The organism is Flavobacterium sp. MMLR14_040, assembly GCF_033657265.1.
Taxonomy (GTDB): Bacteria; Bacteroidota; Bacteroidia; order Flavobacteriales; family Flavobacteriaceae; genus Flavobacterium.
The window spans coordinates 61,648-75,116 of record NZ_JAWVWO010000015.1 but is presented as its reverse complement, the minus strand read 5'-3'; the positions used below and the strand labels follow the sequence as shown (position 1 = coordinate 75,116).

The 13,469-nt window shown below is 33.7% G+C and carries 13 protein-coding genes; 2 read left to right on the top strand and 11 right to left on the bottom strand.

Features of this window, described 5'->3' with window-relative positions:
• Position 1 precedes the first annotated feature (1 nt).
• Positions 2–769 carry a LytTR family DNA-binding domain-containing protein gene (locus SD960_RS17740; protein WP_318805092.1) on the top strand — a complete coding sequence of 256 codons (768 nt, stop codon included), beginning with the start codon at positions 2–4 and terminating at the stop codon, positions 767–769.
• Positions 770–915: 146 nt separating this feature from the next.
• Here the strand turns inward: SD960_RS17740 and SD960_RS17735 are convergent, their stop codons facing one another.
• Positions 916–1,941 (bottom strand): COX15/CtaA family protein, encoded by a 1,026-nt coding sequence (locus tag SD960_RS17735; protein WP_318805091.1) that lies wholly within the window; start codon positions 1,939–1,941, stop codon positions 916–918.
• 16 nt (positions 1,942–1,957) lie between these two features.
• Positions 1,958–3,391, bottom strand: a complete 1,434-nt coding sequence (locus tag SD960_RS17730; RefSeq protein ID WP_318805090.1) for a CCA tRNA nucleotidyltransferase — start codon at positions 3,389–3,391, stop codon at positions 1,958–1,960.
• A gap of 432 nt (positions 3,392–3,823) precedes the next feature.
• Here SD960_RS17730 and yaaA point away from each other — a divergent pair, with 432 nt between their 5' ends.
• Positions 3,824–4,582: a peroxide stress protein YaaA gene (gene yaaA, locus SD960_RS17725; protein ID WP_318805089.1), complete on the top strand. Its 759-nt coding sequence runs from the start codon at positions 3,824–3,826 to the stop codon at positions 4,580–4,582.
• Positions 4,583–4,778: 196 nt separating this feature from the next.
• Here yaaA and SD960_RS17720 read toward each other — a convergent pair whose 3' ends face one another.
• The 9 genes from SD960_RS17720 to SD960_RS17680 form a co-directional block, all read right to left on the bottom strand.
• Positions 4,779–6,368: an MDR family MFS transporter gene (locus tag SD960_RS17720; RefSeq protein WP_318805088.1), complete on the bottom strand. Its 1,590-nt coding sequence runs from the start codon at positions 6,366–6,368 to the stop codon at positions 4,779–4,781.
• Positions 6,369–6,371: 3 nt separating this feature from the next.
• A complete protein-coding gene (locus SD960_RS17715) occupies positions 6,372–7,451 on the bottom strand; it encodes an HlyD family secretion protein (RefSeq protein ID WP_318805087.1) in 1,080 nt (359 codons plus the stop codon).
• 12 nt (positions 7,452–7,463) lie between these two features.
• The gene (locus SD960_RS17710) at positions 7,464–8,783 is read right to left on the bottom strand and encodes a TolC family protein (protein ID WP_318805086.1); all 1,320 of its coding nucleotides are present in this window, start codon (positions 8,781–8,783) and stop codon (positions 7,464–7,466) included.
• Positions 8,773–9,402: a TetR/AcrR family transcriptional regulator gene (locus tag SD960_RS17705; protein WP_318805085.1), complete on the bottom strand. Its 630-nt coding sequence runs from the start codon at positions 9,400–9,402 to the stop codon at positions 8,773–8,775. The genes SD960_RS17710 and SD960_RS17705 overlap by 11 nt, the downstream gene beginning before the upstream one ends.
• A 186-nt stretch (positions 9,403–9,588) precedes the next feature.
• Entirely contained in the window at positions 9,589–10,350 is a 762-nt protein-coding gene (trpA, locus tag SD960_RS17700) for a tryptophan synthase subunit alpha (RefSeq protein WP_318805084.1), read from the bottom strand.
• A 104-nt stretch (positions 10,351–10,454) separates the two neighbouring features.
• Complete coding sequence (locus SD960_RS17695) at positions 10,455–11,192, bottom strand: carbon-nitrogen hydrolase family protein (protein WP_318805083.1); 738 nt, start codon at positions 11,190–11,192, stop codon at positions 10,455–10,457.
• A 16-nt stretch (positions 11,193–11,208) separates the two neighbouring features.
• Positions 11,209–11,526 (bottom strand): gamma-glutamylcyclotransferase family protein, encoded by a 318-nt coding sequence (locus tag SD960_RS17690; protein ID WP_318805082.1) that lies wholly within the window; start codon positions 11,524–11,526, stop codon positions 11,209–11,211.
• Positions 11,527–11,580: 54 nt separating this feature from the next.
• Positions 11,581–12,762: a tryptophan synthase subunit beta gene (gene trpB / locus SD960_RS17685; RefSeq protein ID WP_318805081.1), complete on the bottom strand. Its 1,182-nt coding sequence runs from the start codon at positions 12,760–12,762 to the stop codon at positions 11,581–11,583.
• Positions 12,763–12,774: 12 nt separating this feature from the next.
• On the bottom strand, positions 12,775–13,407 hold the full coding sequence (locus SD960_RS17680) for a phosphoribosylanthranilate isomerase (protein ID WP_318805080.1): 633 nt from the start codon (positions 13,405–13,407) through the stop codon (positions 12,775–12,777).
• Positions 13,408–13,469: the final 62 nt, after the last annotated feature.

The window sequence follows — 13,469 nt, the reverse complement described above, 5'->3', positions numbered from 1 at the left end:
AATGACAACACTAATAATAGAAGACGAAAAACCAGCTGCAAGGTTATTGCAACGAAAGTTAGAAAAACTAAATATAGTTGTAGAAACCATGTTACATTCTGTAGAAGAATCAGTTAACTGGTTTTCCAATAATGAGCATCCGGATTTGATTTTTCTGGATATTCAATTGTCAGATGGTTTGTCGTTTGAAATTTTTGAAAAAGTAGACATTAAAAGCGCTATCATTTTTACAACTGCTTATGATGAATATGCCTTAAAAGCATTTAAACTCAACAGCATCGATTATCTTTTAAAACCTATTGATGAAGATGATCTTGACGTTGCGGTTACTAAATTTAAAATGCGTTTGCCTAAAATAGAATCTGAGACTAAAAATCTTCAGCTGGATTTTGAACAAATACGTCAAATGTTATCTAATCCTTTTGAAAAAAGTTTTAAAAAGCGATTTACAGTTAAAATCGGTCAGCATTTAAAAGTTATTACGACAGATGAAATAGAATGTTTTTTTAGTGAAAACAAAGGAACTTATATTCATACTTTCGATAATAGAAATTATCTAATCGATTCGACTCTAGAAATTTTGGAGCAGGATTTAGACATGAAGAACTTCTTTCGCGTAAGCAGAAAATTTATTGTTCCGCTTCCTGCAATCAAAGAAATTCAGGTTTATACCAATTCTCGTCTAAAAGTTATTTTACCAACATATAAAGAAGACGAGGTTATTGTAAGCCGCGAAAAAGTACAGGATTTTAAAACTTGGTTAGGATAAAATATTTGTATTCATTCCAACATTAAAGAGCCAGCGGCTCGATCCATTTTGTAGGGCCGGATTTTAATCCGGTTTACATATCGAATCAGCATTAAAAAAAACATAAAAAAATCCTTCATTTGAAGGATTTTTTTATGTTTTGTTTTTTATTTGCTCAAACGATGCAAAGTAAAAGTCATTGCGCTCAATAGGAAAAATGCCATAATTTGATGAATCAATCCTAAAGCCAATGGAACGCTATATAAAAGTGTAAAAACGCCTAATAAAAATTGAATGAAAACAAAAACAACCAAAGTTTTAACTCCGTTACTTTGAGTTCTGTTAAGCGAAAATTTCGTGCTTTTGTAATATAAAAACAATATAAGGGCAACAACAACATAAGCAAAAGTTCTGTGCACAAACTGAACACCGCTTTTTCCTTCGATTAAATTCTTCACCAAAGTCGATTGCTCAATAAAAACAGAATCGTGTATAAATTGTCCATCGCTCATTAAAGGCCAGTGATTGTGAATTAATCCTGCATTTAATCCTGCAACAAAACCTCCATAAATAATTTGAATTAATAAAGCAGCCAAGGAATATCTGGCAATATTTCGAAGCGGAATTATTTTATTAATGTCCCGCTTAGGATAAATCAAATCTAATGCAACCCATAAAGTATAAGCAAAAGTGATAAAAGCAAAAGTCAGGTGAAGTGAAAGTCTGAAATGGCTAACATCCGGATTATCAATTAATCCGCTGCGAACCATAAACCATCCTAAAAATCCTTGGAAACCACCCATCGCCAAAAGAACAATACATTTTTTAATAGTTTCGCGATCCAGTTTTTTTCTAATTAAGAAATAGACAAACGGCACAAAGAAAACAAGGCCAATAATTCGACCAATAAAGCGGTGGAACCATTCCCAGAAGTAAATAAATTTATAATCGGCTAATTGAAAATCATTGTGAATATTGATTTTTTGATACTCAGGAAATTTCTTGTATTGTTCAAAAGCTTCATTCCATTTTGCTTCTGTCAAAGGCGGAAATGTGTCCGTCACCAAATGCCAGTCGGTCATTGATAAACCCGAATTTGTCAGACGGGTAATTCCTCCAACAACAACCATTAAAAACAATAAAACACAACCCGATAGTAACCAAATGATTACTGATTTATTTTCTTTTTTCATTTCTATTAAAAAATACTTATTTCTCTACTTTTTTTAAGCCTAATTTCTCCGCTCTTTTAATTACAAAATCATAAGCCGCCTGATATTCATTTGGAATATCACCTTCTAAAATGGCTTCTTTTACAGCTTCTTTTAATACCCCAATTTCGCGTGAAGGTTTCAAATCGAATATTTCCATAATTTCTTCACCAGAGATTGGTGGTTGAAAATTACGTACATGATCGCGTTCTTCTACTTCAACAATTTTCTTGCGAACAATTTCAAAGTTTTTATGGTACTTTTTAAACTTTGATGGGTTTTTAGTTGTTATATCTGCTTCGCATAACGTCATTAAATCTTCGACATCTTCTCCGGCATCAAAAACCAAACGACGAACCGCGCTGTCTGTTACAATATCCTGCGCCAAAACAATAGGACGCGAACTCATAATAACCATTTTTTGCACAAACTTCATTTTGTGATTCAATGGCATGTGAAGGCGTTCGAATATTTTTTTGGCCATTTTTCCGCCCAAAAATTCATGTCCGTGAAAGGTCCAGCCTTGTTTTTTGTTGAAACGTTTTGTTGGCGCTTTTCCAATATCATGCAATAGAGCCGACCAGCGCAACCAAACATCATCTGTATTTGGGCAAATATTATCGACAACTTCTAAAGTGTGATAGAAATTGTTTTTATGCGTATGACCTTCAATTTCTTCCACCTGATTCAATGCCGTTAATTCGGGAAGAATAATATCTAAAAGTCCGGTTTGATATAAAAGTAAAAATCCAATAGACGGTTTTGGTGTAGATAGGATTTTGTTTAATTCGTCTACAATTCTTTCACCGGAAATAATTTTAATACGATCTGCATTTTTCGTAATCGCATTCAATGAATTTTCTTCAATTTCGAAATTGAGCTGTGTTGCAAAACGAATCGCGCGAAGCATTCGCAACGGATCATCAGAATAGGTAATATCCGGATTTAAAGGCGTTTTGATTGTTTTGTTCTCTAAATCAGCTAATCCGTTGAAAGGATCAGAAAGGTCTCCGAAAGTTTTTTCGTTTAAAGATAAAGCCAAAGCATTGATGGTGAAATCACGACGATTTTGATCATCTTCAAGTGTTCCGTTTTCAACAATCGGATTTCGGCTATCAAAATTATAAGATTCTTTTCGGGCACCAACAAATTCAATATCAGTATCTTCAAATCGAAGCATTGCCGTTCCGTACGTTTTAAAAACCTGCACTTTTGGTTTTTTAGGAAGTAATTCAGATACTTTCAAAGCCAATTCAATACCGCTGCCAACAGCAACAACATCAATGTCTTTTTTAGAACCTCTATTCAAAAGCAAATCCCTGACAAAACCACCAATAACATAACTGTCAACGTTTAGTTCCTGAGATGCTTTCGAAATAATTCCGAAGATTTTATGTTGTAAAGCTGTTTTATAATTTGTTTGTATAGCCACGAATTCAGTAATTTTTAATATTACATTTCTATTCTTGAAGAGAATGAAAGGTCTGCAAATTTACAACATAGAAAATGCCTTTTATAATGTAATGGTGACTTTTTTATAGAAATTCTTAGTTTATGGTATCAATTTTTAATAAAATTATACTTCAAAAGACCAATGCTCCAGCGGAGCAGAATATTTATAGCAAATTATTTATTCTTTTAGTCAAAGCTCCATCGGAGCGATATAAGATTGCTTTTATGTAACGACAAAATATTTCACCCTGCCGGGGTTTTTGAAAATGGGATGTTTATTTATACTATAAACATTTTGTCCCGCTGGGACTTGCAGCGATATATGTGTTTTATGTAAGTATCAAACAAATCAATTACAATAACATATTTTTAAAATTTCAATTTGTATTTTTGATCACATAAAATCGCAAAAATGAAAATTGTTATATCGCCGGCTAAATCTTTAAATTTCGAAAAAGAATTACCTACTTCTCAATATACAGAACCCGCTTTTTTAAAAGAAGCGCGTCAGGTTCATAAAGTTTTAAAACCCAAAAAGCCAGCTGAATTATCGGAATTAATGTCAATTTCAGAAAAATTATCTGATTTAAACTGGGAACGAAATCAAAAGTGGAAAACACCTTTTTCTCCGGAAAATGCACGTCCGGCGGTTTATACTTTTGATGGGGATGTTTATACGGGTTTAGATGCGTATACCATTCCGTTAGATAAAATTGATGCTTTGCAAAGTAAACTTCGTATATTATCAGGACTTTATGGAGTTTTAAAACCTTTAGATTTAATGCAGGCTTACCGTTTAGAAATGGGGACAAAATTACCTGTTGGCGAATATAAAAATCTTCATGAATTTTGGAAACCAACCGTTACAGCAGCTTTAAATAAAGAATTAAAAAAAGGAGAATTATTCGTCAATTTGGCGAGTAACGAATATTTTTCTGCGGTTGATGTAAAAGCTCTAAAAGTTCCAATAATTACGCCTGATTTTAAAGATTACAAAGACGGAAAATTAAAGATGATAAGTTTCTTCGCAAAGAAGGCGAGGGGAATGATGGTACGTTATATTATCGACACCAATGCAGAAACCATTGACGATTTAAAAGGTTTCAATTATGATGGATATGGTTTTGATGCCAATCTTTCTAAAGGAAATCATTTGGTTTTTACAAGATAGTTTTTGAAGGCTCTAAGTTTCTGAGACGCTAAGATACTAAGGTTTTTGGGAGAGAACCGAAGGTTCGGTTCATATTTTAGGCAGGGATTTTAATCCCTTCAAATCGTGAGAACAAAATTTAAAATGTATACAAAATAAAAACGCCGGGTTAATAGCCAGGCGTTTTCGTATTATAAATCAATTATTATAATTATTATTAATGCATTGCATCAGCAGGATTAATCTTGTTCTTTCCTTTTTTAATTAAAAGGATAATCGGTATACAACATAAAAACATGATTCCTAAGTACATAAATATATCCATATAAGACATAACTGTACTTTGTTTCATTACTGAAAATTCTAGAGCCTGATATGCTTTTTTAAGCGCTACGTCGGCACTATAACCTTTAGCTTCAAATGCTCTTTGCATTCCCAGAATACGTTGTTGGACCTGATAATCTGCAGGATCTAAATTTGTTAGCAAATTTACTCTGTGTTCCTGGCTAAAACGGGTAATAAAAGTGGTAATAATAGCAATACCAAATGACCCTCCTAATTGACGCATCATTCCGGTAAAAGCAGCTCCTTCACCAATATGTTTTCCTTTTAGGGTAGAAAGTGAAAGTGTGGTAATAGGTACAAAAAGTAGTCCTAAACCAACTCCTCTTAAAATTAAAGGCCAATACATATGTTCTACACCAGTATCAGGTGTCATTCGTGTCTGCATCATAAAGGTAAAAAAGAAGAAAACTAAAAATCCTACTCCAACCATATAACCCTGAGGCACACCTTTCTGAATCATGTTTCCAACAAATGGCATCATAATCGCGGTTGTAATCGAACCCGGAATCAATAATAATCCTGCATCTGTGGCTGTCCATCCTAAAATAGATTGCGTATAAATCGGGATAATTAAAGTCGAACCATATAATCCGAAACCAAGAATAAAACACATTACGGTTCCAATTCTTAAATTTCCATCTTTTAAAACACTCAAATTTACAATCGGGTATTTATAAGTAAGTTCTCGCCAAATAAACAATATTAAACCAAGAACTGTTACAACACTTAAGGTTACAATTAATGAATCGTTAAACCAATCGTCTTGCTGACCATGTTCTAATACAAATTGTAAAGATCCAATGAACGAAGCTAACAATATAATTCCCCACCAGTCAACCTGATTTGCTTTTAATTTTTCTCCATATTTCGGACTTCTAACAAAAGTTAGAGCCAAAATAGTAGCTATAATTCCTAATGGAATATTAATGTAAAATATATAAGGCCAGGAATAGTTATCTACTAAATAACCTCCCAAAGGCGGTCCTAATGTTGGACCAACAATTACACCCATTCCGTAAATAGCCTGCGCCATACCACGTTTTGCAACCGGATAACTTTCTGTAATAATAGTCTGGGCTGTTACCAATAAAGCTCCACCACCCATACCTTGTACAAATCTGAAAGCTACCAATTCCCAAATATTACTGGCGTTACCACATAAAAAGGAGCAGACTGTAAATATTATGATAGAAGCCACAAAATAATTACGTCTTCCAAATTGCTGTGATAGCCAGCTCGTCATCGGTATTACAATAACATTCGCAATTGCGTATGCCGTAATTACCCAAGCCACATCCGTCAAAGTAGCACCAAGGCTGCCTCGCATGTCTGTTAGCGCTACGTTTACAATCGTCGTGTCAACAATTTCCAACAGTGCACAAAGTACTGCAGTAATCGTAATGATCACACGTCTGTATCCGTATTCTACTAAATCGTCGTCTGCTTGTACTGCTGTTGCCATATTTTATTTTAAATGTACGTCTACGTCAACATTCATCCCCGGACGTAGTAATTTTACTTTTTCTGGATCGTTTGATTCATCTAAACTAATTTTTACCGGTAATCTCTGAATCGTTTTTACGAAGTTACCTGTTGCGTTATCAGGAGGTAATAATGAAAAACGTGATCCTGTAGCAGGAGAAAATGATGTTAAAGTACCTTTGAATTCATAATTTGGATATGCATCTACTTTTAAACTTACTTTTTGTCCCACAACCATTTTGTTTAATTGTGTTTCTTTGAAATTAGCAACAACCCAGGCTTCAGTATTATTAATGATATAAAATAAAGATTGCCCCGGCTGAACCAATTGCCCTGGCTGAATATCAACTTTAGATACCTGACCGTCAATTGCTGCAGTAACAACAGTATAAGTAAGATTTAATTTTGCAACATCAAGCATAGTTTTAGCTCTTTTGATGTTTGCTGAAGCAACTTCTGTTTGTTTATCTGAAACTTTTGATTTTGACTGAATTACAGATTTTTGGTAAGAAGAAGCTCTTTGTTGTTGTTCTAAAACTCGAACTTGGTTTTCAGCTTCGTCTTTTGCAGCCTGAGCTTGTTCAAATTGTTGTTTTGTAATAGTGTGTGTTTTATACAAATTATTGTAACGGTTAAAATCGTTTGTCAATTGTCTCAATCTGATTTTTGCACTTTCAATAGAACCACCTGCAGATCTCATTTGTGCATCAGAAACAGAAATACTTGCATAAGCACTTCCAATATCTGCTTTTGCAGCTTCGTATTGCCCTTCAGCACCTAGTAAAGCAGCATTAGCTTCATCAATCTTCAATTGGTAATCTCTTTTATCGATAGTAAATAAAGTATCTCCTTTTTTTACAAAATCATTATCTTTTACATACACTTTGCTAATATATCCTGAAACTCTCGGGATAATCGGATTCATTTTTTTCTCAATCTGAGCATCATCCGTTTCTTCGTGAGCCAATGAATGCATGTATTTTGTTATTCCGTAAGTTCCGCCCACTAAAACCAAAACGGTTAGTATAATGATGAATTTAGTATTTGTTTTTTTCTTTTCCATGAGAGCTATCGATTATATTTTAGAAAGATTGAATGATTGTGATAATTGTCCTGATACTGAAAGTAATTCGTAATATTTTTGAATTATAGTTGCTTTAGATACGGCCGTATTTATTTTAGCACTTAATTGCTCAACATCAGCTTCAACCAAATCATTGGTATCAGCAAGACCGTTGTCGAATTTATCTTTTACAAGTCTGTAATTTTCAACTGATTGTTGAAGTGCTTCATCATAAACAACACTTTGATTAATAGCTAAGTCGTAATCTTCAATAGATTTTTGAACTTCAACCTTAATACGGTCTGTCATAATAGCTTCAGTATTTTTTACTTCAAGTGCTTTGCTTTCAGCTTCTTTTACGTGCGCGCTGTTTTTTAGAATTCCCGATAAATCATAAGATAAACCTAAACCAAAATTCATAGCATATTTTACAGTAATTATATCTTTAAGATCTAACGCAGTGTAACCGCCAAGCAATGAAATAGTTGGGTAATATCCGGATTTTGCTATTTTAATATTAGCTTCAGAAGCCTTTTGCTGCAAGCGTATAGCCTCTAAATCTTTTCTGTTTTCAAGAGCCAAAGCATCAGATGTTGGTGCGTTGGTCGTTTTTAAATTAAAGAAATCATCTTCATTAACCTCAATTTTTACAGACGGATCTAATTTAAGAATTGTCGTTAAATAAAAATTAATGTTATTGATATTATTATTAGCTTCATCAATAGATAATTGTGTTTTAGAAACCAATAATTGTGCTTTCAATAAATCATTTCTGGGAATAATTCCGTTTTTTTCCAGTTCTGTAAAATCAGTAACACGTTGTTTAGCGCTTTTTTGATTTTCATTTAAAACATCCAGTGTTTTTTGTGCCTTGTATAATGCAGTATAGTAAGTGATTACTGTTAAAGCAACATCCTCTTTTGTTTTAATAGCATTAACGCTTTCCGCTTGATACAAGCTTTCGTATGCATCAATATTACTTTGAATTTTAAATCCTGCAAAAAGCGGCAAGCTTAAATTTGCCATTCCTATCATTGCGCGATCAGGAGAAGCTAAAGAAGCGCTCTCACCCTGATTTGGCATATCAATCGAAGCCTTTGTAAGACGCTGATATTGCCCCGATATTTTTAAATCTGGATATTGGTTATTCTTAACCGTTTGTAATTCGTATTTTTTTGTGTTTACCTTAGTGTTGGCAAGCGTAACTTCGTTACTTTTTTCCCAAGCCATTTTAACGGCTTCGTCCAAGGTTAAACTTGTTTTTTCTTGTGCTTCTATTGATGAAATTCCGATGAAGAAAATACCAAAGAGCATTAATTGATTAATTTTCATAAACAAGTAGAGCTTTTATAGTTTGTTGAATGTGCTTTGTAAGACTGGTTTTAATGTAATTGTTATACATTTCCTCGGTTTTTAAATTCAGTAATTCCACAAAAAATGATTTATTCATGTGGAAATGAAAAAAGGTTCCGATTATGGTCGGTGTAAGAAGCGGAATTATGATATCTTTTCTAAAAACGCCTTGTGCCTGGCCCTGTGTGATAATAGTTTCTACAGATTTTAAATTTCCTTTTTTTAATTCAGTAAAAGCGATCATGCTTCTTTCTCTTTTCTCTGAGTTTAATTCAAAATGTAAAACTCTGAAAATCCCTTTGTTACAACTTATTCTGTTAATGTAAATTTCGATTAATTTATTGACTTTTTCAATAGGTTCCAGATTTTCCTGTAATAAATTTTCGAGTTGTAATTTTAAATCAGAAGTTTTGTAAAGAATCAAAGCTTCCAGCAGCCTTTCTTTTGAACCAAAATAATACGAGACCATTGCAATGTTAATTTTTGCATGTTTGGAAATATCCCGTATCGATGTACCCTCAAATCCTTTTTCAGAAAAAAGCTTTTCAGCAACTTCCAGAATCTGAATTTTTTTATCGTTTAATTCGATGTGTGACATGGTATTGTTTCTATTCGGATACAAAATTAAACAAGTGTTTAAATTAAACGATCGTTTAATTTTTGTTTAACATAATATTAACATAAAACGGTGTAGTAGATTTTGAGAATAAAAAAAGCTGAAATGTAAATTTCAGCTTTGAATTTTGACAAACTAGACTTTATTGTGTTTTTATTTTGAGTTTAACTATCGAATCTCACCAACAAATTCTTTAATTTTTCCAGAACCGCTTTCACTCAAATGTTTGATAAAAGCACTTCCAATTATGGCACCTTTTGCAAATTTTGTAGCCTGATTAAAAGTTTCTTTATTTGAAATTCCGAAACCAATAATCTGAGGGTTTTTCAAATTCATGTTTGATATTCTTTCGAAATAATCTTCCTGAACATTTCCAAAACCAGATTGAGAACCTGTGACACTTGCAGAACTTACCATGTAAATAAATCCGTTTGAAACGCTGTCGATAAAACGAATACGTTCGTCTGAAGTTTGTGGCGTAATCAAAAACACGTTAATTAATCCGTATTTTTCAAAAATAGCTTTGTATTCATCGGCATAAACATCAACCGGTAAATCTGGAATAATTAATCCGTCGATACCAATTTCGGCACATTTTTTACAAAAAGCTTCGACTCCGTATTGTAACATCGGATTAAAATAACCCATAATAATCAACGGAATTTTTACGCTTTCGCGGATGTTTTTCAGCTGATCAAAAAGAATTTGAGTGGTCATTCCGTTATGAAGCGCCGTTGTCGAACTCGCCTGAATTGTTGGTCCATCTGCCAAAGGATCACTAAAAGGCAAACCGATTTCAATTAAATCAACGCCATTTTTTTCTAAATCCTGAATAATCTGAACCGTATCATTTAAGTTAGGATATCCTGCAGAAAAATAAATAGAAAGTATCTTTTTATCTTCTTGTAATTTTTGAGTTATTCTGTTCATTTCGTTTATGTTTTTTCTCCTGAAAGGTTTACAAAACCTTGTAGGTGTTTCTTAATACTTTATTTTATACCCGCAAGGTTTTGTAAACTTTGTAGGAACCTTCGCTAATGCATAACAACTCGACTTGTCCAATCGTCATTTTTATTTTCTATTAATAATAATCCACAATCTAAATCATTCATTTGTCCAACCAATTCACCTTTATTATTCCAAAAAGCGCTTTGTCCTGCGGAAGGATATCCCCACGATTCTCCGCTAAAATTTGCCATCAAAACATTCATTTTATGTTTTTGAGCATAACTTTGTAAATCTCGATAGGCATTCGGAATGCCATTTGGTGAAAAGAAAATACTGGCAATATAAATATCCGTTTCTCTTTCACAAGCATTTTCTGCATGAAGCGGATTATCAATATCAGCACAAATGGCAAACGAAATCTTTTTATTCTCAATCGTAATCATTGGATTATAATTAAAAGAAGATTCAAAAAACTCATCTTCACCTTCATGCAAAAATTGCTTCGTATATATTGAAATTGAATTATCCGCAGAAATTACAAATTCTCCAATAAATAATTGATTACCAATTTGAATTGGCGCGCCGGCAACGATAATAATATTGTTTTCGACAGCTAATTTTCTTAAATGATTCAAACGCGAATCATCTTTTGAGAAAGCCAATTTTTGAGCATCTTCTCTTTCATAGCCTGAAATTGATAATTCAGGAAATACAATTAATTGCGCTTTATTTTGAACAGCCAATTCTATAAGGCGATAATGATCTAATAAATTAGCTTCAATGTTTCCTCGTGTTGGTTTTGTTTGCGCTGCTGCTAGAATCATTTTTGGTCTATAAATATTAATTTTCCATGTAAATCCAGGCTTCTGTGCCGGATTTCAATTTTACTCTAACTCTTTTATAGGAATTCGATTCGAATATGTCAACTTTCGCTAAATCAGCATTAGAAACATCGAAAACTACGCCATGTATAATGTCTGAAGCATCTGCGCTTGGTACAACTACAACATAGTCTGCCATTCCAAATTCTTCTTCTATCTGTAAACTTTTAAGCTTATGACCCAAAAGCTGATCCGGTTTTCCGATTAATATTCTATTAAAAACCTGTCTTTGAATTTCTTTAGATCGTAATGTTCCGTAAGAAAATAATTGTTCCATGATTGCTGTTTTTCCGTTATTAGTTTTTGGCAGAGAACGCCCAAATTATTATTACTACAATTTAAAATACTCAATATAATTGTCTAAATCTTTATCGCCACGGCCAGAAAGACTTATGACCACAATATCTGTTGGTTTGAATTTCTTTTGATCTAAAACCGCAAAAGCATGTGCGCTCTCAATCGCCGGAATAATTCCTTCTAATTTAGTCAATTGTAAACCAGCATTCATTGCGTCGTCATCAGTCACCGAAAAGAATTCTCCACGCCCCGTTTGTGCCAAATGTGCATGCATTGGGCCAACTCCAGGATAATCAAGACCTGCAGAAATTGAATACGGCTCTGTAATTTGTCCGTCTAACGTTTGCATTAAAAGGGTTTTACAACCGTGAATAACGCCCACTTTTCCTAATTTACTGGTTGCAGCGCTATGTCCGCTGTCGACACCTTTTCCGGCAGCTTCGACTGCTATGATTCCAACTTCCGGCTCATGCAAAAAGTGGTAATAAGTTCCGGCAGCATTACTTCCGCCGCCAATACAAGCGACAACATAATCAGGATTTTCACGACCTTCTTTTTCTTTTAACTGCCATTTTATTTCTTCTGAAATTACACTTTGAAAACGTGTCACCATATCTGGATAAGGATGAGGTCCAATTGCAGATCCGATAATATAATGTGTGTCAACAGGATTGTTGATCCAGTCGCGAATTGCTTCGTTTGTAGCATCTTTTAAAGTTCTTGAACCCGAAAGTGCAGGACGAACTTCTGCGCCTAACATTTTCATACGAGCCACGTTTGGTGCCTGACGCGCAATGTCAATTTCGCCCATATACACGATGCATTGCAAGCCCATTAAAGCACAAACTGTTGCCGTTGCAACGCCATGCTGACCGGCTCCGGTTTCGGCAATAATACGTTTTTTGCCCAAACGTTTGGCAACCAATATCTGACCAATTGTATTGTTAACTTTGTGTGCTCCGGTATGATTTAAATCTTCTCTTTTTAGATAAACTTTGGTGTTGTATTTTTCAGACAAACGCTTCGCAAAATAAAGCGGACTAGGGCGTCCAACATAATCTTTTAATAATTGGTCGAACTCCGCTTTAAAATCAGGTTCGCTTGTAATTTTTAAATAATTCTGGCGTAATTCTTCTACATTCGGATATAGCATTTCAGGAATATAAGCTCCTCCAAATTCTCCGTAATATCCTTTTTCGTTAACGTTAAAATTCATTTTATTAAAATTTTAAAAGTTGGCAACATCAAATTTTCGTTTGAAATTGCTAAATAGGTTTTTGTTTTTTAGCCCTGGTTCGATTTCAAATTTACTATTTATATCGACTGCATAAATAGGAAGATTTGTTTTTGAAATTTCTTCTATGGCTTTTAATTCCTGAATTCCGATTCCGCCACTCAAAAAGAATGGTTTATCAGATTTATATTTTTTTAATATTGTCCAGTCAAAAGTAGTTCCGTTTCCGCCGGGTAATTTTCCTTTTGTGTCAAACAAAAAGTAATTACAAACAGATTCGAAAGGTTTTAAACTCTCAAAATCAAAATCATTATCTACAGAAAATGCTTTTATAATTTCGATTTTATGATTCAATTTTGTTTTTAATTCGGCACAAAATTCTATTGATTCATTTCCGTGTAATTGAACGGCTTGTAAATTGTATTTTTTAACTTTTTCCAGAATTTCTTCCTGAGACTGATTTACAAAAACGCCCACTTTTTTGATCGTTTCTATCAGTTCCGGAATTTCTCCATTAAAGTATCGCGCGGATTTCTCCCAGAAAATAAATCCCATATAATCGGGTAGGAGTGCGCCTACCTCAAGGATGTTTTCTGGATATTTCATGCCGCATATTTTGAGTTTCATTTTATTGTTGTTTTTGCCACGAAGGCGCTAAGACACTAAGTTTTTTTGTTTTTTTTTCGCCA

Coding starts and splice junctions, on each gene's coding strand:
- SD960_RS17740 (WP_318805092.1), top strand. CDS start 2: ATGACAACACTAATAATAGAAGACGAAAAACCAGCTGCAAGGTTATTG.
- SD960_RS17735 (WP_318805091.1), bottom strand. CDS start 1,941: ATGAAAAAAGAAAATAAATCAGTAATCATTTGGTTACTATCGGGTTGT.
- yaaA (WP_318805089.1), top strand. CDS start 3,824: ATGAAAATTGTTATATCGCCGGCTAAATCTTTAAATTTCGAAAAAGAA.
- SD960_RS17720 (WP_318805088.1), bottom strand. CDS start 6,368: ATGGCAACAGCAGTACAAGCAGACGACGATTTAGTAGAATACGGATAC.
- SD960_RS17715 (WP_318805087.1), bottom strand. CDS start 7,451: ATGGAAAAGAAAAAAACAAATACTAAATTCATCATTATACTAACCGTT.
- SD960_RS17710 (WP_318805086.1), bottom strand. CDS start 8,783: ATGAAAATTAATCAATTAATGCTCTTTGGTATTTTCTTCATCGGAATT.
- SD960_RS17705 (WP_318805085.1), bottom strand. CDS start 9,402: ATGTCACACATCGAATTAAACGATAAAAAAATTCAGATTCTGGAAGTT.
- trpA (WP_318805084.1), bottom strand. CDS start 10,350: ATGAACAGAATAACTCAAAAATTACAAGAAGATAAAAAGATACTTTCT.
- SD960_RS17695 (WP_318805083.1), bottom strand. CDS start 11,192: ATGATTCTAGCAGCAGCGCAAACAAAACCAACACGAGGAAACATTGAA.
- SD960_RS17690 (WP_318805082.1), bottom strand. CDS start 11,526: ATGGAACAATTATTTTCTTACGGAACATTACGATCTAAAGAAATTCAA.
- trpB (WP_318805081.1), bottom strand. CDS start 12,762: ATGAATTTTAACGTTAACGAAAAAGGATATTACGGAGAATTTGGAGGA.
- SD960_RS17680 (WP_318805080.1), bottom strand. CDS start 13,407: ATGAAACTCAAAATATGCGGCATGAAATATCCAGAAAACATCCTTGAG.